Annotated in this window: 27 protein-coding genes and 1 pseudogene; 20 read left to right on the top strand and 8 right to left on the bottom strand. The window is 39.5% G+C overall.

The window, feature by feature from the left end; all coding sequences use genetic code 11:
• Positions 1-45: 45 nt before the first annotated feature.
• Positions 46-525, bottom strand: coding sequence for a GyrI-like domain-containing protein (locus J7E66_RS21620; RefSeq protein WP_215003655.1), 480 nt, complete (start codon positions 523-525; stop codon positions 46-48).
• Positions 526-684: 159 nt separating this feature from the next.
• Between J7E66_RS21620 and J7E66_RS21625 the strand changes: the two genes are divergently transcribed.
• The 3 genes from J7E66_RS21625 (at position 685) to J7E66_RS21635 (ending at position 1,879) form a co-directional block, all read left to right on the top strand.
• Complete coding sequence (locus J7E66_RS21625; RefSeq protein ID WP_215003657.1) at positions 685-1,098, top strand: hypothetical protein; 414 nt, start codon at positions 685-687, stop codon at positions 1,096-1,098.
• A 213-nt stretch (positions 1,099-1,311) separates the two neighbouring features.
• On the top strand, positions 1,312-1,545 hold the full coding sequence (locus J7E66_RS21630; protein ID WP_215003725.1) for a hypothetical protein: 234 nt from the start codon (positions 1,312-1,314) through the stop codon (positions 1,543-1,545).
• Between the two features lie 37 nt (positions 1,546-1,582).
• Positions 1,583-1,879: a DUF2085 domain-containing protein gene (locus J7E66_RS21635; protein WP_251033075.1), complete on the top strand. Its 297-nt coding sequence runs from the start codon at positions 1,583-1,585 to the stop codon at positions 1,877-1,879.
• Positions 1,880-1,947: 68 nt separating this feature from the next.
• Here the strand turns inward: J7E66_RS21635 and J7E66_RS21640 are convergent, their stop codons facing one another.
• Positions 1,948-2,421: a divergent PAP2 family protein gene (locus J7E66_RS21640; protein ID WP_215003660.1), complete on the bottom strand. Its 474-nt coding sequence runs from the start codon at positions 2,419-2,421 to the stop codon at positions 1,948-1,950.
• A gap of 95 nt (positions 2,422-2,516) precedes the next feature.
• A pseudogene (locus J7E66_RS21645) lies at positions 2,517-3,175 on the bottom strand (LD-carboxypeptidase).
• 262 nt (positions 3,176-3,437) lie between these two features.
• On the opposite strand from J7E66_RS21645, the gene kduI reads away from it, so the two are divergent.
• From kduI to J7E66_RS21665, 4 genes are all read left to right on the top strand, one after another.
• Positions 3,438-4,268, top strand: coding sequence for a 5-dehydro-4-deoxy-D-glucuronate isomerase (gene kduI / locus J7E66_RS21650; RefSeq protein ID WP_215003662.1), 831 nt, complete (start codon positions 3,438-3,440; stop codon positions 4,266-4,268).
• 46 nt (positions 4,269-4,314) lie between these two features.
• Positions 4,315-5,091 carry a 2-dehydro-3-deoxy-D-gluconate 5-dehydrogenase KduD gene (kduD, locus tag J7E66_RS21655; RefSeq protein ID WP_215003664.1) on the top strand — a complete coding sequence of 259 codons (777 nt, stop codon included), beginning with the start codon at positions 4,315-4,317 and terminating at the stop codon, positions 5,089-5,091.
• 152 nt (positions 5,092-5,243) lie between these two features.
• Positions 5,244-6,236: a 2-keto-3-deoxygluconate transporter gene (gene kdgT, locus J7E66_RS21660; RefSeq protein ID WP_215003666.1), complete on the top strand. Its 993-nt coding sequence runs from the start codon at positions 5,244-5,246 to the stop codon at positions 6,234-6,236.
• 66 nt (positions 6,237-6,302) lie between these two features.
• Positions 6,303-7,253, top strand: a complete 951-nt coding sequence (locus J7E66_RS21665) for a sugar kinase (protein ID WP_215003668.1) — start codon at positions 6,303-6,305, stop codon at positions 7,251-7,253.
• Between the two features lie 59 nt (positions 7,254-7,312).
• On the opposite strand, the gene J7E66_RS21670 is transcribed toward J7E66_RS21665, so the two are convergent.
• Positions 7,313-8,080, bottom strand: coding sequence for an IclR family transcriptional regulator (locus J7E66_RS21670; RefSeq protein ID WP_215003671.1), 768 nt, complete (start codon positions 8,078-8,080; stop codon positions 7,313-7,315).
• Between the two features lie 146 nt (positions 8,081-8,226).
• On the opposite strand from J7E66_RS21670, the gene J7E66_RS21675 reads away from it, so the two are divergent.
• The 3 genes from J7E66_RS21675 (at position 8,227) to J7E66_RS21685 (ending at position 13,230) form a co-directional block, all read left to right on the top strand.
• Entirely contained in the window at positions 8,227-8,874 is a 648-nt protein-coding gene (locus J7E66_RS21675) for a bifunctional 4-hydroxy-2-oxoglutarate aldolase/2-dehydro-3-deoxy-phosphogluconate aldolase (protein WP_215003719.1), read from the top strand.
• A gap of 160 nt (positions 8,875-9,034) precedes the next feature.
• Positions 9,035-9,871 (top strand): aldo/keto reductase, encoded by an 837-nt coding sequence (locus J7E66_RS21680; RefSeq protein WP_215003673.1) that lies wholly within the window; start codon positions 9,035-9,037, stop codon positions 9,869-9,871.
• Positions 9,872-10,038: 167 nt separating this feature from the next.
• On the top strand, positions 10,039-13,230 hold the full coding sequence (locus J7E66_RS21685; protein WP_215003675.1) for a DEAD/DEAH box helicase: 3,192 nt from the start codon (positions 10,039-10,041) through the stop codon (positions 13,228-13,230).
• Positions 13,231-13,270: 40 nt separating this feature from the next.
• Here the strand turns inward: J7E66_RS21685 and J7E66_RS21690 are convergent, their stop codons facing one another.
• Positions 13,271-13,552 carry a YggT family protein gene (locus tag J7E66_RS21690; protein WP_215003677.1) on the bottom strand — a complete coding sequence of 94 codons (282 nt, stop codon included), beginning with the start codon at positions 13,550-13,552 and terminating at the stop codon, positions 13,271-13,273.
• A 110-nt stretch (positions 13,553-13,662) separates the two neighbouring features.
• Positions 13,663-14,262: an HAD hydrolase-like protein gene (locus J7E66_RS21695; protein WP_251033076.1), complete on the bottom strand. Its 600-nt coding sequence runs from the start codon at positions 14,260-14,262 to the stop codon at positions 13,663-13,665.
• A 137-nt stretch (positions 14,263-14,399) separates the two neighbouring features.
• On the opposite strand from J7E66_RS21695, the gene J7E66_RS21700 reads away from it, so the two are divergent.
• Both J7E66_RS21700 and J7E66_RS21705 read left to right on the top strand, forming a co-directional pair.
• On the top strand, positions 14,400-14,588 hold the full coding sequence (locus J7E66_RS21700) for a hypothetical protein (protein ID WP_215003679.1): 189 nt from the start codon (positions 14,400-14,402) through the stop codon (positions 14,586-14,588).
• 103 nt (positions 14,589-14,691) lie between these two features.
• Positions 14,692-15,123: a DUF1801 domain-containing protein gene (locus J7E66_RS21705; protein WP_215003681.1), complete on the top strand. Its 432-nt coding sequence runs from the start codon at positions 14,692-14,694 to the stop codon at positions 15,121-15,123.
• 106 nt (positions 15,124-15,229) lie between these two features.
• On the opposite strand, the gene J7E66_RS21710 is transcribed toward J7E66_RS21705, so the two are convergent.
• Positions 15,230-16,039, bottom strand: a complete 810-nt coding sequence (locus J7E66_RS21710; RefSeq protein WP_215003683.1) for an alpha/beta fold hydrolase — start codon at positions 16,037-16,039, stop codon at positions 15,230-15,232.
• Between the two features lie 267 nt (positions 16,040-16,306).
• Between J7E66_RS21710 and hemY the strand changes: the two genes are divergently transcribed.
• The 8 genes from hemY to J7E66_RS21750 all read left to right on the top strand — a co-directional run bounded on the left by hemY (position 16,307) and on the right by J7E66_RS21750 (position 25,187).
• The gene (gene hemY, locus J7E66_RS21715; protein ID WP_215003685.1) at positions 16,307-17,713 is read left to right on the top strand and encodes a protoporphyrinogen oxidase; all 1,407 of its coding nucleotides are present in this window, start codon (positions 16,307-16,309) and stop codon (positions 17,711-17,713) included.
• Positions 17,714-18,192: 479 nt separating this feature from the next.
• Entirely contained in the window at positions 18,193-19,440 is a 1,248-nt protein-coding gene (locus tag J7E66_RS21720) for a cation:dicarboxylate symporter family transporter (RefSeq protein WP_215003687.1), read from the top strand.
• 251 nt (positions 19,441-19,691) lie between these two features.
• A complete protein-coding gene (locus tag J7E66_RS21725) occupies positions 19,692-20,195 on the top strand; it encodes a GNAT family N-acetyltransferase (protein ID WP_215003689.1) in 504 nt (167 codons plus the stop codon).
• A gap of 354 nt (positions 20,196-20,549) precedes the next feature.
• Entirely contained in the window at positions 20,550-20,708 is a 159-nt protein-coding gene (locus J7E66_RS21730; RefSeq protein ID WP_215003691.1) for a YezD family protein, read from the top strand.
• A gap of 219 nt (positions 20,709-20,927) precedes the next feature.
• Complete coding sequence (locus J7E66_RS21735; RefSeq protein ID WP_215003693.1) at positions 20,928-22,001, top strand: sulfate ABC transporter substrate-binding protein; 1,074 nt, start codon at positions 20,928-20,930, stop codon at positions 21,999-22,001.
• 80 nt (positions 22,002-22,081) lie between these two features.
• Positions 22,082-22,915, top strand: coding sequence for a sulfate ABC transporter permease subunit CysT (gene cysT, locus J7E66_RS21740; RefSeq protein ID WP_215003695.1), 834 nt, complete (start codon positions 22,082-22,084; stop codon positions 22,913-22,915).
• Positions 22,916-23,227: 312 nt separating this feature from the next.
• The gene (cysW, locus tag J7E66_RS21745; protein ID WP_215003697.1) at positions 23,228-24,115 is read left to right on the top strand and encodes a sulfate ABC transporter permease subunit CysW; all 888 of its coding nucleotides are present in this window, start codon (positions 23,228-23,230) and stop codon (positions 24,113-24,115) included.
• A 1-nt stretch (position 24,116) separates the two neighbouring features.
• The gene (locus tag J7E66_RS21750; protein WP_215003699.1) at positions 24,117-25,187 is read left to right on the top strand and encodes a sulfate/molybdate ABC transporter ATP-binding protein; all 1,071 of its coding nucleotides are present in this window, start codon (positions 24,117-24,119) and stop codon (positions 25,185-25,187) included.
• A 198-nt stretch (positions 25,188-25,385) separates the two neighbouring features.
• Here J7E66_RS21750 and lsrF read toward each other — a convergent pair whose 3' ends face one another.
• Positions 25,386-26,177, bottom strand: coding sequence for a 3-hydroxy-5-phosphonooxypentane-2,4-dione thiolase (gene lsrF / locus J7E66_RS21755; protein WP_215003701.1), 792 nt, complete (start codon positions 26,175-26,177; stop codon positions 25,386-25,388).
• Position 26,178: the final 1 nt, after the last annotated feature.

The following is a 26,178-nucleotide window of genomic DNA, read 5'->3' on the forward strand; positions in this document are numbered from 1 at the left end:
TAAAGGGAAGTTTTCCTGGAAAGCGTGAACAAGCGTATGAATAAATTATTTTAAAGGAATCCAGATTTCAGAGTAGTAATCAGGGCACCAGGGATCTCCAGCTGGATAGACTTCTAAATCAGGTGTGCCTGCATGCTTGAAATCGCTAGAGGGAAACCATTCAGAGTATATTTGTTTCCATACTTTCTGGATTGCCTCGGGCATTGGGCCGTGAACTTCAAATACTCCCCACTTTGAAGCGGGTATCTCGAGATTCAAAAAACCTTCTGGCGTGTCACCGTTATGTTCCGTTACAATCCAGTAATCCATTAATTGCTGCTGAGTGTCTCGTTTATCGACACATACCCCAAGGACGCCATTAATTTCCCCATTATTCAATTGGAGTAATAAATCGTTGGTTCCATCTGCATGAACATCCGCCCACATTTTGGGGATCTCCATTAAGTTTTCCCCATTTGCACATGATAACTCTCGCTTGATTCCGATAACTTGGAAACTGTCTCTTTCAATAATTTTGTAATTCATATAATTCATCCTCCTTACCTCTATTTGTAATTATAAGTCTTTTTAACAACCAATTTGTTACAAGCAAAAATAATTCATTTTTCTATTTCTCTATTTTTTACATACTATCCTGTCAGTCGCGAAAAATAATATAAAAAATAGCAGGGAAGGTAAGAAGATATGTTTTCATTTCGAGGCGATGCGCATAAAGTTTACCTTCGGCTTAACAAAGCCATAAACAACGGTGAATCCACCAAACATATGAGGGAATACATAGAAATTGAAGAGGTTCAAAGACTGTATCAATCACTTGATAGCAGCATGTTGCAATTAATTAATTATCGAATGATCAAGGAAAAGAATGGATCTGGGATTATACCGATTTTTGTTTCTTCTGTCCCATGGCTTTTGTTTCTATTTTCCAAACCTTTGATGGACTTCCTTTTCAAGGATGGAAGCAAACTTTGGGCAATATTTGGGGTTGCATATTTGATGATTTTAACTTTAAGTGTCATCCTTCATTTTCGAGAAAAGGCATGGGCTGCTTTTCATATGGAAATCATTCAGGATATTTTAAAAGAAAGAAATCAATGAACTCTCTACCAATCGAAGCTTAAACATCAAAAAACCGTCAAGCTCACACCAGTCTTTGCCGGTTTTTCTCATTTGCAATACCAAGTTAAATGGAAGAAGGAAAGTTCCTCTTCAAAGGCGAAATAAAATGATAGAATTCTATAAAGTTGAGTGGATGGATAAGGAGTCAGGAATAGATTAAATGATAAAAGTCCAAATGACAAAGGTGATGGGATGTTTTTTTTATTTTTAACGGCGATGATTATTTGTTTTGTCGTGGGTACAACTTTATTAATTAAAGGTACAGTAACAGTCGGGGCCATTGCTATTGGTGCCGGAATACTACTGTTGCTGTTTATTTTGATTTATTATGGAAAAAAGAAACATCGAAAAAAGAAATACGATTGGACTCCAGACTGTGATTGTATTCCGGACTTTGATGGGGATTGTGGGCCGGATTGTAATTAAAAAAATGAGATTGCTAGATATCGTTCCTTGTCATCGGATGAAGTCTCGGAGTATTACGATTAAGGGGTATACTCTCCCCTTATGTGCAAGATGTACGGGTATCTTGCTAGGCTATTTATTTTTCCCGTTTTTGCTGATTGCGGGTATACATTTGTCATTATGGCTCGGACTCCTTTTAAATGTCCCGATGGTTCTTGATGGTTGGACACAGAAAAGGAAATATAGGATGAGTAATAATGTCTTGAGGGTTATCACTGGTATAATGAGTGGATTGGGGCAAAGCGTCCTTATCGTAAGCGGCAGTGATTATATAATTTCCATGCTTTTAGGTTGATAGAGTAGGTGCAAAATTTGGCTGTCATGGCAACAGCCAAATTTAACCTAGAACACACTCTAAAATGACTAGTTAAACGGATAGAACTGATAGGTCAGCACACCAACAATGATTCCTGTAATCAATCCAAAAAATACTTCTGCCGGTTGATGGCCTAATAATTCTTTCAGCTTTTCTCTAGACTCTGTTTTCTTTAACTTCGGGTTTTTTAAGGTGTCAATTAAAAGATTAAAATCAGCTAACAATGTATTTAATACCTCTGCATGATAGCCTGCATGTCTTCGAACTCCGGTCGCATCATGCATGACAATTAGTGAAACGATCACAGAAATCGCAAATTCATTAGAATGGAGTCCTGAAGTTAAACCGATAGCAGTAGTTAATGAAATAATTGTAGCTGTATGAGAACTAGGCATTCCGCCAGTGCTAAACATCAAGTTCCATCTTAATTCTCCTGAAGCAAAATAGTGTATCGGAATTTTTACAAATTGGGCAACAAACATTCCTAAAAGGGCGGCTAAAATGGGATAGGATATAAACATGTAATCCTCCTAATTTGAGTTTTTCCTTAGAATATGGCTTACTTTTGATTGGTCTAAACTTGACTTAAGAGCCCTGCTTTTTCAGTACAAATAAATTAAGTCCGGAAAAATTGTAAGACGGTTCCTTTCCTTTCAGAGACTTTCACCTCCGCATTAGCACCATTGATGAAGGTGATTTGTGTTGGGAGGTGCCCGCAATCAATATCATAAATAATTGGGATATTAAGCTCATCGGCAAGGTCTTGATAGACATCCTCCATCGTATAGTTTTCCACAGACCTATTCGCTTCACTCCGGCCAAACATCAGTTCTAACAGTTTTCAAACCACCAGCTAACCTCATCCATAAATTCCCCTCGTAGATCTAAAAAATTTGTCCCGTGCGCTGTAGCTATACCTGTCTTTAAGGTAATAGCTAGTAATAATCCACTAATATCTGAGTATCTTAATATCCACTTATTTTTTATATTTACAAAGTCAATATGTTTGAGAGTCTCAATCAATAATTCGCCGTCCCACGGCGGAATAAGGATGTCAATTTCATTGTCACACATCATGGCATTAAAATCAGCCGCACGTTTTAGCGCTGGGGCTGATTTTGCCTTGTTTTGAGTCCAAGCAGTTTCCCCACAGCTCACCGTGAAGCCTCTTTGTTCCATTCGGCTGCATCCAAGTTTAAGTACTTCATGTAGCTGTGACGGAACCCCTGAAGAGGGTGCGGTTACTCCTTTTTTCAAATGCGGATAGGTAATCAAGATGAACCCTCCAAACGTTTTTACATGATTTTACCAAAATGTGAGAAGGGGGGCTACATTTTAATCTATGACCCAAATAGTAATACAACACGTTTTCGGATTTTTTGGAAAAAATTTTACAAAAATTAAAATTCATCTTTTTGTCAAATTAACTATAGCCATTTGGAAATGAAAACGCTATAATTAAATTATGAAACAACGTACCACGATGTGGAACAAAAATAAAAAGCTGATTTCAGTTAAATATAAGGAGATGTAGAATGTGGAAACAAGGTACTCGACACACCCCGATCATGCAAAGACATTTACAACAGAAGAACTTCGCAGGCACTATCTGATAGAAGAGTTATTTGTACCAGGTGAAATTAAGCTAGTTTATACGATGGAAGACCGTGCCATTGTAGGTGGCATCACACCAATGGGAGAGGCAGTTTCATTAAAGGGCTATGATGAAATTAAGGCAGAATACTTCTTAGAACGAAGAGAAGTTGGGATTTTCAATGTTGGTGGAAGCGGGAAAATCACCGTTGATGGTGAGACTTATGAAATGGACAACAAAGATTGCTTGTATGTTGGTTTAGGGAAAAAAGAGTTACTCTTCACTAGTGAATCAACCGTAAGTCCAGCCAAGTTTTATTTATTCTCTGCACCAGCTCATAAAGAGTATCCCGTTCAACACGTAGCATTTAAGGATATTGAAGGTGATCGCTTAGGAACCCTTGAGAATGCAAATGACCGAGTGATTCGCCGCATGATCCATAACGAGGGAATCCAAAGCTGCCAAGTGGTTATGGGAATGACGCAATTAAATACTGGAAGCGTTTGGAATTCAATGCCAACTCATACACATGACCGCAGAATGGAAGTTTACCTCTACATTGATTTAGATGAAAATGCAAGAATGTTCCATATGATGGGGGAGCCAACCGAAACGCGTCATCTTGTGATGAAGAACGAACAAGCGGTTATTTCACCGCCGTGGTCGATTCATTGTGGCGGAGCAACTAGCAATTATACTTTTATCTGGGCCATGGCGGGAGAGAATAAAACCTATAATGACATGGATCAAGTATCCATGGACCAATTGAGATAACTTATAAACTGCTAGATTAAAACATAAAAGAAGAGGTGCTTAATAAATGAGTTTAAGAGATTTTTCACTAGATTTTTTTAAGTTAACAGATAAGGTTGCGATTGTAACAGGAGGAAATACGGGTCTTGGCCAAGGATATGCGATCGCATTAGCTAGAGCCGGAGCAGATTTATTTATTGTTTCCCACGATACCAATTGGGAAGAAACCAGAGCTCTTATTGAAGAGACAGGAAGGAAAGTCCACTTTCATCAGGCCGATTTAACGGTAAGGGAAAATATTAAGAATATTGTCTCTGAGTGTCTGAATGTTTATGGGAAAATAGATATCCTCGTGAATAATGCAGGAACGATCCGTCGCACGCCATTACTAGAATACAAACAAGAAGATTGGGATGCGGTCATGGATATTAACTTGAACGCAGTCTATTTTCTAAGTCAAGAGGTTGCTAGAGTAATGGCGAAGCAAGAATGCGGAAAAATTATCAATATCGGATCGATGCTGTCTTTCCAAGGTGGTAAATTTATTCCTCCATACACAGCAAGTAAGCATGGGGTGGCGGGTCTTACAAAAGCATTTGCAAACGAATTAGGACATTACAATATCCAAATTAATGCGATTGCACCAGGGTATATTGCTACCGCTAATACGGCACCAATTCGTGAGGATGAAGGACGGAACGCGGAAATTCTTTCACGTATTCCAGCTGGCAGATGGGCAGATCCATCAGATCTTATGGGGGTAGTTGTCTTCTTATCTAGTCAAGCCTCCGATTATATGAATGGACATATTCTAGCAGTCGATGGTGGTTGGTTAGCCCGTTAATCAGGGTTATTACCTAAGCTAAAGGCGGTTCAAGTTATATTGTAAATCAAAGCCGCCTTTGCTTTATTTGATTCAGGAACATAACACAGCATGTCTCAATTTTTTTGCTTGAAAATTACCCATCATAAACCGAAAGGTAAGGTATGCAAATTATGAAAATTATGAAGACGATTGAAAAGATTCCTGGTGGTCTAATGCTGGTTCCATTGTTTTTAGGGGCGATAATTCACACTCTCGCACCAAAATCTGGTGAATATTTCGGTTCATTTACGAATGGTTTAATGACCGGTACGGTACCAATTTTAGCCGTATGGTTCTTCTGTATGGGTGCAGGTATTAATATTAAAGCGACAGGTACGGTTTTAAGAAAATCAGGAACACTTGTCGTAACAAAGATAGCGGTCGCATGGGTAGTTGCGATCGTTGCATCTATGTTTATCCCGGATGGTGGAATTCAAACAGGCTTTTTTGCTGGATTCTCAGTTCTTGCTTTGATTGCATGTATGGATATGACTAATGGCGGTCTATATGCTTCAATTATGCAGCAGTACGGTTCCAAAGAAGAAGCAGGTGCGTTTGTACTAATGTCACTTGAATCGGGTCCACTAGTAACTATGTTAATCCTTGGCTCAACTGGTTTAGCGGCATTTCAACCGCAAGCATTTGTAGGCGCTGTCTTACCTTTCTTAGTAGGGTTTCTACTTGGTAACTTGGATAAAGATTTCCGTGAATTTTTCAGTAAAGCAACACACACAATGATTCCATTCTTTGGTTTTGCCCTCGGTAACTCGATTGACCTAACAGTAATTGCAAAAACAGGTCTTGCTGGAATTTTATTAGGTCTTCTTGTAATCGTTATCACTGGGATTCCATTAATCCTGGCTGATAAATTTATCGGTGGCGGAAACGGTACAGCAGGACTTGCTGCTTCTAGTACAGCTGGAGCTGCAGTTGCCAATCCAATGATCATTGCCACAATGAAACCAGAGTTTCTTCCTATTGCGCAATCGGCTACTGCTTTGTGTGCAGCTTCGGTAATTGTAACATCCATATTAGTACCTATCCTTACGGCCTATTGGTCCCAGCATATGAAAAAGAAAAACAATGGACCAAGTGTACATAAAGGAAACAAAGCCACTGCTTGATAATCAAATCAAGGGAGACATATTCTTTGTATGTCTCTCTTTCAATTAATAGGAGGATTGATCCGTATGAGTAGAATTATTACTGTAGGAGAACCTATGGCACTCTTTGTAGCGGAGAAAGAAGGTTCATTGGAGAACACAGAGCGTTTTGACCGTTTTGTTGCAGGTGCTGAGGTCAACTTCTCCATTGGTATGTCACGTTTAGGGCATCCGGTTACATATATCACCCAATTGGGAATGGACCCGTTTGGGAAAAATATAGAAAATTTTCTTCAGCAGAATGCGATTGATACCATGTATGTGACGTATGATGCGAACTATTTAACAGGTATGCAGTGGAAGGAAAAGGTAGTAAGCGGTGATCCAGAAGTGTTTTCAGCTAGAAAGAATTCTGCTGCTTCACATATGAATCTAGAAACGATCGCTCATTTGAACTGGGATGGCTTTGACCATATTCATTTGACAGGGATTCCCCCTGCATTGTCCGCCGGTTGCCGAGAGATGGTATATGAAATAATGAAAGAGGCACGAGCAAGAGGCGTGCAAATTTCTTATGATCCTAATTTGCGTCCAGGCCTTTGGGCTGACAAGCAAGAAATGGCTCAAGTCATTAACGACCTGGCCTGCCGAGCAGACATTGTTCTTCCAGGCATCGAAGAGGGAAAGCTGTTAACGGGTAAACAAGACGTCCAAGAAATTGCTGATTATTATCACGCAACCGGTGTAAAAACAGTTGTTATTAAGCTCGGGGCAAAAGGTGCATTCACAAGCTCAGACGGTGAGCAATTCTACACTAATGGTTTCCATGTAGAGAGAGTTGTTGACACGGTAGGTGCTGGTGACGGGTTTGCTGTCGGGGTGGTCAGCGGGATATTGGAAGGTCTGCCCATCATGGAAGCGGTAAAACGCGGGGCAGCTATCGGTGCACTTGCAGTTATGTCTCCAGGAGATAACGATGGTTTACCTGATAGAGACAAATTAGAAGCTTTTATGGGAGAATCGCTGGTCAAGGGTTAACATTAATTGTACTACAAAAGTAAAGAAAACCGATTTTTGGTTTCCTTTACTTTTGTATGTTAGTGCTTCTCTGTATAACCAAGATTTCTTGAGATAGCTTTACTATACTGTTTCATTTTTTCAATTAATGTATCGTTGATCAGATCCATTGTTACTCGATTACTTGGTCCAGAAATACTAAAACTCGCAATAATCTTTCCTTTATGATCAAAGATTGGAGCAGCAATACATCTTAAGACTACTTCATTCTCGGCATTATCTAATGCATAGCCTTGGCTCTTAACCTTTTCGATTTCTTCAATAAATTCTTCCTTAGAGGTTATTGTGGAAGGTGTTTTGGGAATGAAATTTATATTTGAAATGAGTTCGTTAAATTCGTCCTGGTTCTTGCCTGAAAGTAATATTTTTCCAACCCCGGTACAATACATGGGAGCACGGCTTCCAATCCGGGAATACATGCGAATCGTTTGCGTACTTTCAATTTTATCAATATAGACAACTTCACCGCGGTCTTCGATGCATAAATGAACGGTTTCGTTGACTTCTTGTGATAATTTTTCTAGAAACGGTTTCGAAACAGTTACAATATCTGAGTTATTTAAAAGATTTCTCGAAAGAAAGAGGACTTGTAATCCAAGTTTATATTTGTCTGTTTCTTCATCTTTCACGACATAATTCATACTCGATAACGTAGCTAACAGTCTATGAATGGTGCTTTTTGTTAGTCCAACCTGCTCCGATAGTCGTGTAATCTGGATACCATCTGGATATTCAGATAGCTTATTTAATATAGTTAGAGCTCTTTCAAGTGATTGAACATTAGACATCTCTTTCTACCTCTTTTTCAGTGATATTCATTTCACGATTTTAAAACACTGTTCTGTTATATGATACGGTATAGAGAATCTTTTGTAAATTTAATTAAAACTATTGGAAAATAACGATTCAAAAAAAGAGAGAAGTGACTGACATGATGAAAAAAATGAATATATTAACGAAAATTGCAGCATGTGGCGTAGTAGCCGTGGTAAGGGCAGATTCAAAGGAAGAGGCAGTTAACATTTCCGAAGCTTGTGTAGAAGGCGGTATTCAAGGGATTGAGGTTACTTTTACCGTACAAGGCGCAGATGAAGTAATTAAAGAATTAGCAACCCTTTATCAACATAATAAAGATGTAGTGATTGGTGCAGGAACGGTCCTTGATGCGGCAACAGCACGGATTGCGATTTTGGCGGGGGCGCAGTTTGTTGTCAGTCCTGCATTTGATCAGGAAATAGCAACCCTTTGTAATCTCTATCAAGTACCTTATATGCCTGGCTGTATGACGATCACTGAGATGAAACATGCATTAGAAGCGGGGGTAGATATCGTGAAACTATTCCCTGGAAGTGCATTTGGTCCAGAGTTTGTCAAAACAGTAAAAGCTCCGCTTCCACAAGTAAACATTATGCCAACTGGCGGTGTCGATTTAGACAACGTGGACCAATGGATCAAAAATGGCTGTGTGGCTGTTGGAGTAGGCGGTAATCTAGTGGCACCGGCTAAAACAGGGGAATTTGACAAAATCACCGAATATGCAAAACAGTATATCGAAAAAGTTCAAGCGGCAAGAGGATTATAATTTTGTTTTTCTATATTTTAGGCTATGTAGCTCATTATTGATTTTGGCCCATGTTGATTGTAGCTGAAATCAACAGCCAAGTATAACAGAGCCATATTTTAAAAAATGAAAATAATACCAGCTTTTTGATACAATGAATTATATAAAGGAGGAATAAACGATGCCGACATTTTTGAAAGACACGACTACATTAAGCAATGGAGTAAAGATGCCATGGGTGGGATTAGGCGTTTTTAAAGTAACCGAAGGGGAAGAGGTTATTCAGTCTGTTAAAGCTGCTATCAAAAACGGATACATAAGCATTGATACAGCCGCTATTTATGGTAATGAAGAAGGTGTAGGTCAGGCGATTAAGGATTCTGGCGTTCCCCGTGAGGATCTGTTTATTACGACAAAGCTTTGGAATTCCGAACAGGGATATGAATCAACGTTAAATGCGTTTGAAACAAGTCTTACTAAACTTGGACTTGATTACTTAGATCTTTATTTAATTCACTGGCCAGGAAAAGAAAAATATAAAGAAACATGGAAGGCGTTTGAAAAACTTTACAAAGAGGGGCGTGTGCGCGCGATTGGCGTAAGTAACTTCCAGGTTCACCATTTAGAAGATTTAATCAGTTCTGCAGAGATTAAACCGATGGTAAATCAGGTGGAGTTCCATCCGCACTTATCCCAAAAAGAGCTTCTTGCCTATTGTAAAAATGAAGGAATTCAACTGGAAGCATGGTCTCCTTTAAAACAAGGGCAGCTTCTAAGTGAACCGGTTCTAGAAGATCTTGCGCATAAATATAATAAATCTGTTGCTCAAGTCATCTTACGCTGGGATTTACAGCATGGAGTGGTTACAATTCCAAAATCAATCAAAGAACATCGCATTATTGAAAATGCGGATATTTTTGATTTCGAATTATCCACTGAGGATATGGACAAAATTGATGGATTGAATCAACATAGCCGTGCTGGGTCCCATCCGGATACGATGAGCGTAGGCTTTTAATATTTCAAGCGTCTGCCATTCAGAAATAAATGGCAGACGCTTTTTTTACTTCAACTATCTTATCATTCCTTCCTATTACTATGTTGAAGTAAATTATAAAAAATAGTACGTATGCTATAATGTTCTATATCTTAATTGGTGCAGAAACTCAGGAAGGAGCAGGACACGTGAACATCCCATTAAATCAAAAACTCATCAAAGAAATGTGTGGCACTGTCTCCTTCAAACGAGGAGATTATTTTTATCAAACGAATAAAGTCACATTTGAACAATATCGACCTGACCGTTGTCAAGCTACGGTAACAGGAGAGGAAGTCTTCCATGTGACAATCGAAGCGGATGGCAACGATGATATTTTAACGGAATGCAGCTGCCCGAAGTTAGCCTCTTTTACAAAGGATTGTCAGCATATTGCCGCCGTTTTATTGTCCATTTACGAGCACCAGCAGAAAGGAACCATCCCGATGGTTCCCAATTCAACTAACCAGGATCTGACGGAAGGGTTACTGACACTTTTTACGGATCAGCCTGTCCGCTCAAGCAGTCATCAACTCCATTTTGAAAAAAGAAATGTACTTGATATCGAGTTTACCTGTAAACCCATGGAGGTTGGCAAGGGAAGATACCTATTCGCTATCGAAATGACCGTCGCATCAACTGAGGTGGAAAATATCCGAATGTTTTTGGGGCGGGTAAGTACGGGAAAGACTTACCCACTTTCGAGCTCATTCCAATACGATCCAAATCTCCATTGCTTTCAAAAAGAAACCAATGCCATTTTGGAGCAGCTCATCCAAGTACTACGGGATGAAAAGGTTTATGTGGATGTGGTGCCTGACACCAATCAACATCAGATGCTGTTCATTCCATCATCCTCTTGGGAACGGATGCTTCCGTTGCTCATAAAAATTCCCTATGTGAAGGTGAAATCTGAGGGACATACCTTTCAAGGTCTGCACTTATCAGCCGAATCACTGCCATTACAGTTTGATTTTACAAAAGCGGTAGGAAACGGTTATCAACTGAAGGTTAAAAACTTGCATCGGATGATTTTCTTAAGTGCCTATCATTCCGTTTTATACGAAGGGAAAGTAAAACAACTAGAAGATCAGGACTATAAACGCCTATCGGATCTGAAAAAGATGTTGGATGCCTCAGGGACCAATCAAATTCCCATTCCGCAAGAGAAAATCCGGTTTTTTCTGGAAAAAGTGGCGCCAGGATTAAAAAAACTAGGACAGGTTACGATTGCAGAAACGATTACGAAGCAATTGATGAACACACCACTCGTGGCCAAACTCTACTTGGATCGTGTCAAAAACCGCTTGCTGGCGGGACTCGAATTTCATTACGAAAATTGGATCATTAATCCATTGGAAAGTAGAAATCTCCCATCTGGCTCTTTAGTAATCCGTGATGTAGAAAAGGAAGATGAAATCCTCCAGCTCTTTGAGGATAGCTCATTTGCCAAGACAGATGGTGGATATTTTCTTCATAATGAAGAACTGGAGTATGACTTTCTGACCTATGTCGTTCCAAAGATCCAAAAGCTCGTCCGAATTTATGCGACGACGGCTGTAAGAAATCGGATTTCTAGAGGGGAATTTCGCCCGCAGGTTAGGGTGAGGGTCAAAAAGGAACGAACCAATTGGCTTGAATTTAAATTTGAAATGGACGGCATTCCTGAAAGACAAATACGTGAAGTTTTGTCGGCTTTAGAGGAAAAACGGAAATATTATCGTATGCCTAATGGGTCGCTGCTCTCGCTTCAGACGAGAGAATTCGATGAAATTCAGCGTTTTCTTTACTCACCACTAGCAAAGAATAAGGATCTCGCCAGTGGTTTGGATTTACCAATTGAGCAGAGTCTTCAACTTCTTGATGCGGTTGAGGTTAGTGATGCGTTTAAGTTAGAGGAATCCTTTCGGCAGTTCCTTGATCACCTTCACAATCCAGGCCGGTTGGAGTTTGAGGTGCCAACGAGTTTAGAGCCCATCCTTAAAGATTATCAAAAGCATGGGTTTAAATGGATGAAGACTCTGGCATACTACGGCTTCGGCGGGATACTGGCCGATGATATGGGACTAGGAAAAACGATTCAAAGCATCGCATTTATCATGTCCGTTCAGTCCGATATCCGTAAAAATAACCAGCCAGCCCTCGTTGTTTGTCCATCATCCTTGTCGTATAACTGGCTAAGTGAAATCAGGAAATTTGCTCCCCAGGTAAAGGCCGCTGTCATTGATGGAACAAAAGCAGAGCGAACCAAGCTTCTGAAGGATGGGAAGGATATCGATGTAATGATCATCTCCTACCCGTTACTACGCCGCGAGATCAGTTGGTTTGAGAAGCAATCCTTTCATACGGTGTTTTTTGATGAAGCGCAAGCCTTTAAAAATCCGTTGACGCAAACAGCCCGTGCAGCAAAGATGTTACAGGCCCATCATCGCTTTGCACTTACGGGGACACCCGTGGAAAATTCCTTGGAAGAGCTGTGGTCAATTTTTCATGTTGTCTTTCCTGAACTATTCCTTGGGCTAAAGGAATATAGTAAGCTTTCAAGGAAAAACATTGCACGGAGAATCCGTCCTTTTTTACTGCGCAGGTTGAAGGAGGATGTCCTTGCCGAACTTCCTGAAAAAATGGAGTCACTGGAGTCTGTGGAACTGCTCCCAGAACAAAAAAAGCTGTATGCAGCCTACTTGGCGAAACTAAGGCATGACACATTAAAGCATCTGGACAAGGACACGATTCGAAAAAATAGAATCAAAATCCTAGCGGGTTTGACTCGTTTGCGGCAGATTTGCTGTCATCCAGGCTTGTTTGTCGATGGGTATCAAGGGAATTCAGCGAAATTCGAACAACTCCTGCAGATTGTTGACGAATCAAAGCTTTCTGGAAGAAGAGTATTAATTTTTTCACAGTTTACGAAAATGCTTGATCTTATTGGCCGAGCGTTAACTGCGAAAGGATTGCCTTATTTTTACCTGGATGGACAGACTCCATCTGAAGAACGAGTTGAAATCTGCGAGCGCTTTAACCGCGGTGAACGGGATTTGTTCCTCATTTCCTTAAAAGCAGGAGGAACTGGTCTTAATTTGATGAGTGCGGATACCGTCATTTTATATGACACGTGGTGGAACCCGGCTGTCGAGGAACAAGCAGCCGATCGTGCCCACCGGATGGGCCAGAAAAATATCGTCCAGGTCATCAAGCTGGTTGCCCGAGGGACAATCGAGGAAAAAATGAATGAACTGCAAGATAAAAAGAGACATCTTATCGAAGAAATAATCGATTCTGATGAGAAAGTCATGTCAACTCTTACTGAAGAGGATATCAGGGAGATATTGATGATATAGAAAAAAGGAGCTGCAGCGCAACTCCTTTTTTTAATAGCTTTTATGCCCCGATGATATTCAATGATTGACGGAGACCTTCTAAAGCAAATTGCCTGATAAATCTAAAGGCAAATAATGCGATGATCGGGGAAAAGTCAATCGGACCCAGAGGGGGGATAAACCTTCTGAACAATCCTAAATATGGTTCGACAAGCTTGGCAATCCAGATACCAATCTTTGTTGCTTGAAACTGAGGAAACCAGGAACTGAAAATAGATATTAAGATTAACCAATAATAAATCTCAAAAGCATACTGTCCAATCAGTAAAATATTCGAGCCCAATATAGATCTTCCATTCTATAATAATTTTTTAATCGTACAAACCTAACTTATGTATACATATACGATTGAGGTCCAATAAAGTTTCAAAATATTAATAAAGAACTTTCAACCTATTTCTGTTGAAGAGGGTTAAGAACTTCTGTAATAAAATCGGCATAGCTGTCGATATGAAAATCAGCTTCAATGTTTCGATTTTGAAATGCACACGTTTTAATATTTAATTCTCGAGCGGGAATTAAATCTAAGTCACGGTCACCGACGACCAAATCAATATAGTGACTTTTTAGAACATATTCGTAGGAGGAGCTGTGGGGTTTTCTTGTAAAACCTTGTTCCTCAACAGAAACAATCTCTTTAAAGTATTTGTCTAAATGATATTTTTTAAGCAGAAAGATGGTCGATTCCTTATCGCGGTGCGTAACAATAATATTGTGATCAACAGAAGATAGGGCTTCCGCTAAGTGCTCAAATGGCTTGCTTTCCGTCTTTGAATAATAGTTATGTAAGGTTTGATACTCAAGTCTCTGCTTCTCATCTATTCCATAATGTTTAAAGGCTGTTTTGGAATCAATTTTTAGCCATTTTAGAACCTCATCGCGATCAAGGTCTTGCTTGCTTAAGTTGATGAAACCTGAGACAAGTGCTGGATAGGTATCAAAAAGAGTGCCGTCGAAATCCCATAATACGTTAATAATAATCCCTCTTTTCAGAAACGTTTGATTTTATCTTTAATGAGATTACCATAAGATTAAATAAAAAAGAAACGATCAGGTCACATTGATGTCTGAAATTTGTTATACTTTTCATGGGTAATGTACATGTTAAAAGATAGAAATGGGGGATAACCATGTCATTTGATAACTCAAAACTGGGGTTACCATACTTTAGCTTAGAAGCAGCAGCAGTGGACAAGAGTCCGAGTGAAATGGTCATTACAGACCAGAACAAAGAAAATTATTACATAGTCTCTCGCGAAGTATACGAGGACGGCCCGCAACAACATGGTTACCTTGTTGTTGTAGAAGAAGGAGAGTAGTGATACTCTCTTTTTTTATTACTTTTTGAAAAAGTCCAACATGTGTCTGTAATTGGTTCTTTTTACCAATAATGTATTTGATATGAAGAATAGGAGTGAAAAAATGAGCTATCAGCAAAAAACAAAAGAAACCGATCATAGTGTGATCGAGTTTATTGAAAATGTCGAAAACCCGAAAAAACGTGAGGATGCGTATAAACTAATAGATATATTTTCTGAAACAACAGGTTATGAGGCAAAGATGTGGGGGCTGAGTATTATTGGATTCGGCTCCTATCATTATAAATATGAATCTGGCCATGAAGGAGATGCCCCTTTAGTTGGCTTTTCGCCACGAAAGGCAAAAATTAGTTTGTATTTTGCACCGGGTGAAACAAAGCGTGAGGAATTGCTAAAGGACTTTGGGAAACATACAACTGGAAAAGGGTGTGTATACATCAATAAGGCCGCTGATATTGATATCGATGTATTAAAAGAGCTAATTACCCAATCGGTTCAATTTTTGCAAAAAAAATATCCGAATAACAATTATTAACTCTATTAATCGATTACTATCAGCAGAAATAACAAGCGCTTCCCACTAATAATATTTAGAAGCGCTGTCTTTATGATGAGGTCACTCTAGCAAAGAGAATTTCACCTTACCCAATAAAATTAGCCAATTCCTGTGTAAACTTTTTCTGCTCTTCCCAGAACAAACCATGACCACTGTGTTCAAACCAAACAAGCTTAGAGTTGATAATTCCCTGATGAAGGATGGAAGCCAGCGGTGGCAAACAAATTTGATCATGTTGACCATGAAGAATCAATGTAGGCACCTGAATTCTCTTGATATCTGTAAATAAGGTTTCATCTCTTAAGGAGTTTAGTAAGCCTGCAGTGGAATGCCCTGCTGCTTCAATTCCTAATTGAAAGAACCAGTCCGAGAAAGGTTTAGTGAGCGCCTGATGGAAGAACATGTTCGTGAAATCAGAGAGCATTTTCGGCCGATCGTTATAAATCTGCCCCAGTAGTAAATTGACATCCTTCGCCTCTAATCCAAAAGGAAAGCCTGGCCGCTTTATAAAACTAGGGGCAGCCGCACCAAAAAGGGCTAATTTCGATACCCCAAAGCCCTTATGGCGTTCCATATACCTGATAACAATCGCTCCACCTACAGAATGACCTGCAAGCGTGAAACTCTGTAAACGAAGTGCTTTAACAATTTCTCGAATATCATCAGCAAGTCTATTGTACGAGTACCCTTCCCAAGGTTTATCTGACTTGCCAAATCCCCTTAGATCGATCCCAATACACCGATATCCCATCGCAGGAAGGACATTAAACTGATATTCAAATAATTTATGATTGGCTGGCCAGCCATGGACAAAGAGGATGGTTTTACTACTTTTACGATTTACATCTTCAACATATATATTCACTTCAGGTGCCACTTTAACATAATATCCCATTTTTATCCCTCCTTTGAAAAAGGTATGGAAAAGTCCTTTTATCAATAAGCTATTCATAGATAGCTAGGCTAATACATTGGTGAACATTTTGGTACAAGTTGTAAATTTCTACTTTTTATTTTATATAATAGTTTAAAATGATAAATGTAGGAGAATGGATCGCACTCTCCTTTATAAAAAAATATATATGTGAAAATGTGAGCAAATTAACTTTCATACAACATAGAATTTTTTTCTGAAAATAATTATCTGGAGCTGGTTTTTGATATGGAGAAAAAGAAGGTCGTCATAATAGGTGGAGGAATCACAGGTTTAGCAACAGCATTCTACCTGCAAAAGGAGATCAAGGAGAGAGCACTGCCGCTTGAAGTCAAGCTATATGAAGCTAGTGACCGTTTTGGCGGTGTGATTCACACGGTGAAGAGGGATGGCTTTATGATTGAAAAAGGTCCCGATTCCATTCTGGCTCGAAAAGCCAGTGCGCTTAAATTAATTAAAGAAGTCGGCTTAGAAGACAAAGTGGTCGCGAATACAGCCGGGAAATCTTATATATACGCTAGAGGAAGGATCCATTCGATGCCTGAGGGAGCATTTATGGGTATCCCAACACAGGTTACACCAATTGCGTTCTCAGGACTCTTTTCCCCACTAGGAAAACTACGGGCAGCAGGTGATTTTATTTTACCAAAAGGAAAGGAAAAGGCAGATCAATCCCTCGGTGAGTTTTTCAGAAGAAGGCTTGGGGATGAAATAGTGGATAACTTAATCGACCCTCTACTGTCAGGAATTTACGCAGGCGATATCGACCGCTTAAGCTTAATGTCATTGTTTCCGATGTTCTATCATATGGAGCAAAAACATCGAAGCCTTGTGCTTGGCTTGAAAAAAACGATGCCAGCCCCACCTAAAACAGCGAAAAGAGAACCTTCAAAAAAAGGAATGTTTATCTCCTTATCAACCGGTCTGGAATCGTTAATTGAAGAAGTGGTCAAGCGGATGGATGAGGGAACTGTTAGGAAAGGAGTCCCTGTTGAAAAAATTGTGAGAGATCAAAACCACTATTCGATTACCTTCGCTAATGGAACGGTTGAACAGGCGGATAGCGTGGTCATTGCGACAGAACATTTCCATGCACAAAAAATGCTTTCTGATTATCCGTTCATGCACACGTTTGATGATATGCCATCCTATTCTGTGGCCAACGTTGCCATGGCATTTCCAAAGTCGGCAATTAAACAGGACATCGAGGGGACAGGCTTTTTAGTGTCGAGAAACAGTGACTTTAGAATAACTGCCTGCACATGGACGCATAAGAAGTGGCCTGGTACGACACCAAAGGATATGGCCTTATTACGCTGTTATGTTGGAAAACCAAATGATCAAGCGGCAGTTGATTTATCAGATGAAGAGATTATAAATGTTGCATTACGGGATTTAAATAAAACCATGAACATAACCGATAAACCATTGTTCCATATCATCACAAGATGGAAAAAAGCGATGCCGCAATACAATGTTGGTCATATTGAACGGATGAAGAGTGTGAAGGAATCACTGACTAAGGAATTACCCGGAGTATTTCTAGCTGGAGGTTCCTATGAAGGTGTTGGTATTCCAGACAGTATCGACCAGGGAGAGGCGGCAGTTAAAAAGGTACTCGAGTTTTTAAGGTAGTCATTAAGACGGAGTAGGGATTTGAGATTCCTGCTCTATTTTTTTGACTGGAATCAATATCCTTTAATAGGGGATTTTCCAATAAAATGCCAAAATCGAGAGGGAGCATACCTCTCTCTTTTTATTTATAGAATAACTTCTAATGACTTTTTGTGTAAGTTTTGTTACCAACTTTTTAACTGATTCGAATGTAAAAATGGTATGTATGTCAATTTGATGGCGGATTTTCTGAAAGAAATAACTAATCAATTAATAGGCGCGGAGTCTTGGTATCTATGGTTTTTACTATATCAATATCATAAATGAGAGTAATTCCCACTTAAATATATGTTGTTTAATAGAAGAATTATTATTAAAATAAAGATAGATTGTTTAGTAAATAGAAATTTTCATTTTATAAAAAATTTGAAAGATTGTACTTCTTAGTTGATACCTCTATGTAATTAATTTTTTAATATTATAAAAAAGGGGAAATGCATATGAAGAAGATTAGTTTAGCATGGCAGATTTTCATTGGTCTGACACTTGGTATTATTGTCGGTGCGGTTTTTTACGGAAATCCACATGTGGCAAGCTACCTTCAGCCAATTGGAGATATATTTATTCGCTTAATTAAGATGATTGTTGTCCCAATTGTAATCTCCAGCCTTATTGTTGGTGTTGCTGGTGTTGGTGATATGAAGTCTTTAGGAAAACTGGGCGGGAAAACCCTGCTTTATTTTGAAATCATTACCACGATTGCGATCATTGTTGGACTTCTTGCTGCGAACGTGTTTCAGCCAGGAGATGGCGTTGATAAATCGAAACTTACAAAAACGGATATTAACAGCTATGTAAGTACAGCCGAAAAAACTGAGGCCCATTCCATGATTGACACTGTTGTGAATATTGTTCCGACGAACATCATTCAATCATTAGCTAACGGAGAAATGTTACCGATTATTTTCTTCTCTGTTATGTTTGGACTTGGTGTGGCAGCGATTGGAGAGAAAGGGATACCAATTATCAATTTCTTCCGAGGTACGGCCGATGCGATGTTCTATGTCACAAACCAAATCATGAAGCTCGCGCCATTCGGTGTGTTTGCATTAATTGGTGTTACTGTTTCGAAATTTGGAATTACCTCATTAATTCCACTGGGGAAACTAGTCCTGGTTGTATACGGATCCATGTTTTTCTTCATCCTTGTCGTCCTTGGATTAGTAGCAAAAATTGCCGGATTCAATATTATCCACCTCATTAAATATTTAAAAGACGAATTAATTTTAGGTTACACGACAGCAAGTTCAGAAACCGTTCTTCCAAAAATTATGGAAAAAATGGAGAAATTGGGCTGTCCTAAATCGATTACATCTTTCGTAATTCCAACAGGATATTCCTTTAATCTAGATGGATCTACGCTTTACCAAGCGATTGCCGCACTGTTTATTGCGCAAATGTATGGAATCCATTTGAGTATTGGACATCAAATTACATTAGTTCTTGTATTGATGTTAACATCTAAAGGAATTGCTGGGGTACCAGGTGTATCGTTTGTTGTTCTACTAGCCACTTTGGGCAGCGTAGGTATTCCTGTAGAAGGGCTAGCATTTATTGCCGGAATTGATCGTATTCTTGATATGGCTCGTACTTGTGTAAACATTGTCGGAAACTCTTTGGCTGCAATTGTTATTACAAAATGGGAAGGCCATGAGCTTAAAAATTATCAGGAACGTAAGGTAGCTTAAAATAAGGAAAACGGGACATCTTCTGAAATGGGAGATGTCCTTTTTCATTGGGCTAATGATTCCGAATCTTAAATAAAGTCAGGTAATATTATTGACTTATAAAAGTTTTACATACTAAAATGGATAAAACCGATAGAAATACTCATGTTTTAATTTGTATATAAACCAGAAAATTGATTTTCCAAATCTATGGAATATGGTTGGAAAGTTTTTAATACACTGAGAAAAACTGACTAGAAGCAGGTGCTAAAATGATTATTCGTAATGCTGCAGCGGATGAGTCATCATTCATTCGAGAACAAAGAGTAAACTCATATGAAGAACATGCCCAAAACATTCCTGAAGATCATTGGAAGGCTCTTAAACACGCAATCTCGTCGGATGCTGATGCGCAGGAGGATGTGGAACGAATTGTTGCTGAAATTGAAGGGAAAATAGTAGGCAGTGTTGCCTTGTTTCCTGCAAAAACCGATGCCTACGAAGGATTGATAGATGAGTTGGATTATCCTGAAATACGAATGCTCGCAGTGATACCGCAAGCTCGAGGCAATGGGGTGGCAAAAGCACTGATTTCAGAATGTATTCGACGAGCGAAAGTGCAAGGCTGTCATTCAATCGGCCTGCATACCGCAGATTTTATGAAAAGTGCGATGGGACTATACGGGCGCCTTGGTTTTGAAAGGTTACCGCAATTCGATTTTGAACCTGCGGATGACGGCATCATTGTGAAAGCGTATCGACTTACTTTTGATTAGTACTTTATTGTTTTGGAAAGCTGGTACTAGAAATTATTTTGTAAAACCCACTTGACAGGTAGGAAAAGTCAGAATAAAATGTAAATAATTCAAATAGATTCAGAGAACGATTAATTTAATATTTAGCTGATTGGAAAACCAAAGGCTTATACTCTTAATTAGGGTATAAGTCTTTTTTTATTCGAAGGGGGACAAATCATGATCTATCCGATTAGTAAGTGGAGTCCACATTGTTGTCAGTCATTTTGTATTTTTTCAGGTTTATGGTAGATGAATAGAATCAAAGGGTCTTTTTTTAGACTATAAAACCAAGTATTCCTATGTGATATTATGAGTTTAAGGGAGGATAAAAATATGGCAATTGTGGATCAAGCAAAAGCAAAATATATTCTTTCGACACTAAAGGGTATGGAGTATGGTTCTGTGGTCATAACCGTTCATGACGGTACGATCACTCAAATTGATAAGACAGAGAAAACGCGATTTGCACAAAATAAGAAAACATCTAAATAACAAAGATGATTTGCAAAAAGTGACCACACTTATTATTGGATTTATTTTTAAAAAATTTAGCCGATCAGTCTACTGAAGGCTACTTATTTTCTAGACTATGCGAGAGATGATTGTTGCTCACCGGACTTATCTTAACTCCGAAAAGCAGACAACCGACCTTTAAGCGATAGTCTTAAGAATAGGTAGCCTTTTTTGTTTAAAAAAAGGAGGAAATCACAAATGAAACTAGCTTACAAATTCACAACCGTACTTATTCTTATCGCCCTTATTCTAGCAGGGTGCAGCAGTCAGTCTAGTAATCAAAGCACTGAGAAAAAAGATGGGGGAACCAAACAAGAGGCTGCGAAACCAAAAGAACCTGTCCAATTATTAAATGTTTCATATGACCCAACCCGAGAACTATATGAAGAGTTTAACGGAGAATTCGCTAAGTATTGGGAAAAGGAAAAAGGTCAGAAGGTAACCATTCAACAGTCACATGGTGGTTCAGGAAAACAAGGACGTGCTGTCATCGATGGTCTTGAGGCAGATGTTGTTACGCTGGCATTGGCATATGATATCGATGAGATTGCAAACTTAGGCGGCTTACTTTCGAAGGATTGGCAAAAGAAGCTGAAGGATAACTCGACTCCGTATACGTCAACGATTGTGTTTCTAGTTAAAAAGGGGAACCCAAAAGGGATTAAAGATTGGGACGACTTAACGAAAAAGGGAACTTCAGTCATAACTCCAAATCCAAAGACATCCGGTGGTGCCCGTTGGAATTACTTAGCAGCTTGGGCATACGCAAAAGATAAATATAATGGGGATGAAACAAAAATTAAGAAATTTATGAGCCAACTGTACAAAAATGTTGAAGTATTAGATTCTGGTGCCCGCGGAGCAACCACCACTTTCGTTGAACGAGGCATTGGTGATGTCTTGATTGCCTGGGAGAACGAGGCTTTCTTAACACTTAATGAATTAGGAAAAGACAAATTTGAGATTGTTGTCCCATCCATTAGTATTCTTGCTGAACCACCGGTTGCTGTGGTCGATAAGAACGTCGAGAAAAAGGGAACGAAAGAGGTAGCTGAGGCCTATTTGAATTATTTATACAGTGATGTAGGACAGGAAATTATCGCAAAGAATTATTATCGCCCCCGTAATCAAGCGATTCTTGACAAGTATTCAAATATCTTTCCAAAAATTAATTTAGTGACGATTGACAAAGATTTTGGAGGATGGAAAAAAGCACAGGAGACGCACTTTAATGATGGCGGGACGTTTGATCAGATTTATCAGCCTTTGTAAGTAGTTTAGTTAGACGGGTGTCCTTCATCAGGTGTGATGGGGATGCCCTACATGTATCTTATCCGGAAGGGGTCAACCTCATGGCTCGTTTAGCAAATTTAAAAGTGAAAAGAAATAGTGTTCTGCCGGGATTCGGCCTTTCGCTCGGATTTACGATGTTTTATATAAGCATCCTTGTCATTCTGCCATTATCCATGATATTTATTAATTCGATGACCGTCGAGTGGCCGAAAATTTGGGAGACCATTTCTGATCCGAGGGTGGTTGCCTCCTATAAACTGAGTTTTGGTGTCGCCTTTTTCGCCGCTTTTATTAATGTTATTTTTGGCGTACTAATCGCATGGGGGCTGGTACGTTATCAGTTTTTTGGTAGAAGAATCATTGATGGGCTAGTTGATTTGCCTTTTGCCTTACCAACAGCGATTGCCGGGATTGCCTTAACGACCTTGTATACGGAAAATGGCTGGGTTGGGCAGTTTTTAAGTTTTAAAGTGGCGTTTACTCCGCTCGGTATTACATTAGCATTAACATTTATCGGGCTGCCCTTTGTGGTGCGCACCGTTCAGCCCGTCCTGCAAAGCTTGGAAAAAGAAATCGAAGAAGCATCAGCTAGTTTAGGAGCAAACCGATCACAAACATTTGTAAAAGTTATTTTTCCAGAAATCCTGCCAGCTGCACTAACGGGGTTCGCGCTTGCCTTTGCCCGGGCGCTTGGGGAATATGGCTCGGTCGTCTTTATTGCAGGGAATATGCCGATGAAGACAGAAATAACTCCGCTGCTAATCATGACCAAGTTAGAACAATATGATTACGCCGGTGCTACAGCGATAGCAGCCGTTATGTTGATTTTTTCCTTTACGATGCTACTTATTATTAATGTATTGCAGTGGTGGACGAATCGGAAATTTATTTAGAGATAACTAGTGTTAGAGGAGGTTTTATCGGTTTCGCAAACAAACTTGGTATTTCCGCAAACAAACATCTGTCACAAAGCGAAATATTAGAAAACTTGGCTGTTTGCATCAAGATTGTTGTTTTTGCTGATGTAAAATTACACCTTATCAGGTAGCTTATAAAATTTATCAGCGGAATATTACCTTTTATCAGCGAAACTAAGCCATATATCAGCGAAAATGATATTTTATCAGCGAAACTAAGTCATATATCAGTGAATCAATATTAGCAACCAAAAAAGGATCGATTTTTTGATCCAGAAGGAGGTACCTATGGCTGGAAAAGTTCCAATCCAATATTCCAGTACACCGCTTCAAACTACAGCCCGCAATTCAGAACCCCGACTCGTACGCTGGTTACTAATCACACTCGCATTAGCATTTTTAGGTTTGTTTTTGGTGTTACCGTTGGTTGCCATTTTTATAAAAGCCTTTGATAAGGGTATAGCCGTTTTCCTAGAGGCCGTTAGCAATCCAGATGCATTATCTGCAATCAAGTTAACTTTGGTCATTACCTTGATTACCGTGCCACTTAATGCCATCTTTGGTGTGGCAGCCGCCTGGGCCGTAACCAAGTTCAATTTTAAGGGAAAAAGTCTACTGATTACGATTATTGATCTGCCATTTGCCATCTCCCCAGTCATCGCCGGATTGGTATTTGTTCTATTATTTAGTGCGCATGGCTTATTTGGACAATGGTTAATCGACCATAATATCAAAATTATTTTCGCGGTGCCTGGAATCGCCCTTGCCACACTTTTAGTGACATTGCCCTTTGTCGCCCGGGAACTCATTCCATTAATGCAAACTCAGGGGACGGCCGATGAGGAAGCATCCTTGACACTGGGTGCGAGCGGCTGGAAGACATTCCTTTTGGTAACTCTGCCGAATATTAAATGGGGATTATTATATGGGATTATTCTCTGTAGTGCTCGAGCAATTGGGGAGTTTGGAGCTGTTTCAGTCGTTTCAGGACATATCCGCGGAATGACAAATACGATGCCGCTCCATATTGAAATTTTATACAATGAATATCAATTTTCCGCGGCATTTGCGGTTGCTTCCTTAATGTCATTTTTTGCCATCATCACCTTGGTTGTAAAAAATGTCATTGAATGGAAAGCAAAAAAATCATTTGAACCTGGAGAAGGAGTTCACTAAGATGAGCATTCAAATTCAAAATATCTCAAAATCATTTGGAAACTTTCAAGCCCTCGACCAAATTAATCTTGATATTCAAACAGGTGAGCTCGTCGCTCTTCTTGGTCCATCTGGTTCTGGGAAAACATCACTTCTAAGAATCATCGCAGGCTTAGAAGGTGCGAATCAGGGAGCCATTTTGTTCGGAGAAGAAGACATGACCCATATCAGTACAAAGGAGCGGAAAGTAGGATTTGTCTTCCAGCATTATGCCTTGTTTCGTCATATGACTGTTTTTGAAAATGTGGCCTATGGATTAAAAGTCCGGCCAAGGAAAACGCGTCCTTCCAAAACCGAAATAAAAGAAAAGGTCATGGAATTACTAAAGCTAGTAAAATTAGAAGCCTTTGCTGAAGGGTATCCTTCCCATTTGTCAGGCGGCCAGCGGCAGCGGGTGGCATTAGCGAGAGCACTGGCTGTTGAGCCCAAGGTTCTCTTGTTGGATGAACCATTTGGTGCGTTAGATGCCAAAGTCCGCAAAGATCTTCGCAGATGGCTTAGAAAGCTCCATGATGACTACCAGATTACGAGCATTTTTGTGACGCACGACCAAGAGGAAGCGCTGGATGTTGCCGACCGAGTTGTTGTGATGAATGAAGGGAAGATTGAGCAAATCGGCACGCCAGAGGAAGTATATGAAAATCCAAACAGTCCTTTTGTTTATCACTTTTTAGGGAATGTTAATTTGTTTAAAGGGCGCCTCCATAAAGGGAAATTACGACACGGTAATTTTGAAGTCGATGCACCTGAATTCTCCGCAACAGAGAATACCGAGGCAGTCGGTTACGTTCGACCGCATGATATAAGTATCGAAAGAGAGGCTAGCCTGGATTCAGTTGCTGCAAAAATTAATTATATTCATTTAGTCGGAGCCTCCGTCCAACTTGAACTGATTCGAAAAGATAATGGCGAGTTCCTGGAAGTGGAATTAAGAAAGGAGCAATTTCGAAGCCTCGATCTAAAGTCAGGGGAAGAAGTGTTTGTAAAACCAAAACAACTAAAGGTCTTTATTCCCCAGGATTATTCCATTTAAAAAAGGCGAACAGGGCCAGGCCTTGTTCGCCCAAATAGATTTTGAAGACTGGTATTGTCTTAAATTAAGGGTTGTTGCCGGAAGAAAGAAACCTATAGAAATGGTCCGACTATTATCGTTCTTTGAAGTTTATCGCAAAAAATTCGATGTGGGCTACATATGGAAGGATAATTGTTTTATTAAGTATACATGAAATGATTAAAATACTTTGGTCTGTGTTAGCTGTGAATATAATTCTAGTGCTTCTTTCACATTTAAACCTTTGTGAACGATTCCATTAATTGAGCGGATCATTGCTTCAGGATATTCGGATTGCCAGATATTACGACCCATATCAACACCGGCAGCACCTTGATTCATTGCGTTATAAGTAAGGTCTAAAGCATCTTTAATTGTATCTAATTTAGGACCACCAGCAATGACGATTGGTACAGGGCAAGTGCTGGTTACTGTTTCAAAATCCTCACAATAATAGGTTTTAACAATATCTGCACCCATTTCAGAAGCAATTCGAGAAGCTAAGCCTAGGAATCTAGCATCACGCTTTTCTAGTTCTTTCCCAACCGCTGTAATAGCCAGAACGGGGATACCATATTCATGTGATTCAGTAACCACATTCGCTAAGTTAGTGACGGTTTGTGTTTCATATTCAGAACCAACAAAAATAGACACACCAACACCGACTACATTATGTCTAATCGCTTCTTTTACTGGAGTAACAATTCGTTCATTGGAAAGATCACTTAGAACACTTGGACCTCCAGAAACTCTTAAAAGCATTGGTTTTTTTACGTCCTCTGGAATGCAGGAATCAAGGGTACCACGTGTTACGAATAATGAGTCAGTATGTGGTAACAGATTCTTAACTGTCTCACCAGGTTTTTCTAGACCATGGATTGGTCCGAGAAAGTAGCCGTGGTCAATTGCAAGCATAACGGCCCTTCCGTTCGGTAAAATTTGATTCATTCTATTTTTAAATCCCCAATTCATC

The sequence above is a fragment of the Bacillus sp. ISL-7 genome (assembly GCF_018613065.1).

Bases quoted from the DNA above. Each gene is read 5' to 3' on its own strand.
- J7E66_RS21620 (WP_215003655.1), bottom strand. From the start codon at position 525: ATGAATTACAAAATTATTGAAAGAGACAGTTTCCAAGTTATCGGAATC.
- J7E66_RS21625 (WP_215003657.1), top strand. From the start codon at position 685: ATGTTTTCATTTCGAGGCGATGCGCATAAAGTTTACCTTCGGCTTAAC.
- J7E66_RS21630 (WP_215003725.1), top strand. From the start codon at position 1,312: ATGTTTTTTTTATTTTTAACGGCGATGATTATTTGTTTTGTCGTGGGT.
- J7E66_RS21635 (WP_251033075.1), top strand. From the start codon at position 1,583: ATGAAGTCTCGGAGTATTACGATTAAGGGGTATACTCTCCCCTTATGT.
- J7E66_RS21640 (WP_215003660.1), bottom strand. From the start codon at position 2,421: ATGTTTATATCCTATCCCATTTTAGCCGCCCTTTTAGGAATGTTTGTT.
- kduD (WP_215003664.1), top strand. From the start codon at position 4,315: ATGAGTTTAAGAGATTTTTCACTAGATTTTTTTAAGTTAACAGATAAG.
- kdgT (WP_215003666.1), top strand. From the start codon at position 5,244: ATGAAAATTATGAAGACGATTGAAAAGATTCCTGGTGGTCTAATGCTG.
- J7E66_RS21665 (WP_215003668.1), top strand. From the start codon at position 6,303: ATGAGTAGAATTATTACTGTAGGAGAACCTATGGCACTCTTTGTAGCG.
- J7E66_RS21670 (WP_215003671.1), bottom strand. From the start codon at position 8,080: ATGTCTAATGTTCAATCACTTGAAAGAGCTCTAACTATATTAAATAAG.
- J7E66_RS21675 (WP_215003719.1), top strand. From the start codon at position 8,227: ATGAAAAAAATGAATATATTAACGAAAATTGCAGCATGTGGCGTAGTA.
- J7E66_RS21680 (WP_215003673.1), top strand. From the start codon at position 9,035: ATGCCGACATTTTTGAAAGACACGACTACATTAAGCAATGGAGTAAAG.
- J7E66_RS21700 (WP_215003679.1), top strand. From the start codon at position 14,400: ATGTCATTTGATAACTCAAAACTGGGGTTACCATACTTTAGCTTAGAA.
- J7E66_RS21705 (WP_215003681.1), top strand. From the start codon at position 14,692: ATGAGCTATCAGCAAAAAACAAAAGAAACCGATCATAGTGTGATCGAG.
- J7E66_RS21710 (WP_215003683.1), bottom strand. From the start codon at position 16,039: ATGGGATATTATGTTAAAGTGGCACCTGAAGTGAATATATATGTTGAA.
- hemY (WP_215003685.1), top strand. From the start codon at position 16,307: ATGGAGAAAAAGAAGGTCGTCATAATAGGTGGAGGAATCACAGGTTTA.
- J7E66_RS21720 (WP_215003687.1), top strand. From the start codon at position 18,193: ATGAAGAAGATTAGTTTAGCATGGCAGATTTTCATTGGTCTGACACTT.
- J7E66_RS21725 (WP_215003689.1), top strand. From the start codon at position 19,692: ATGATTATTCGTAATGCTGCAGCGGATGAGTCATCATTCATTCGAGAA.
- J7E66_RS21730 (WP_215003691.1), top strand. From the start codon at position 20,550: ATGGCAATTGTGGATCAAGCAAAAGCAAAATATATTCTTTCGACACTA.
- J7E66_RS21735 (WP_215003693.1), top strand. From the start codon at position 20,928: ATGAAACTAGCTTACAAATTCACAACCGTACTTATTCTTATCGCCCTT.
- cysT (WP_215003695.1), top strand. From the start codon at position 22,082: ATGGCTCGTTTAGCAAATTTAAAAGTGAAAAGAAATAGTGTTCTGCCG.
- cysW (WP_215003697.1), top strand. From the start codon at position 23,228: ATGGCTGGAAAAGTTCCAATCCAATATTCCAGTACACCGCTTCAAACT.
- J7E66_RS21750 (WP_215003699.1), top strand. From the start codon at position 24,117: ATGAGCATTCAAATTCAAAATATCTCAAAATCATTTGGAAACTTTCAA.
- lsrF (WP_215003701.1), bottom strand. From the start codon at position 26,177: ATGAATTGGGGATTTAAAAATAGAATGAATCAAATTTTACCGAACGGA.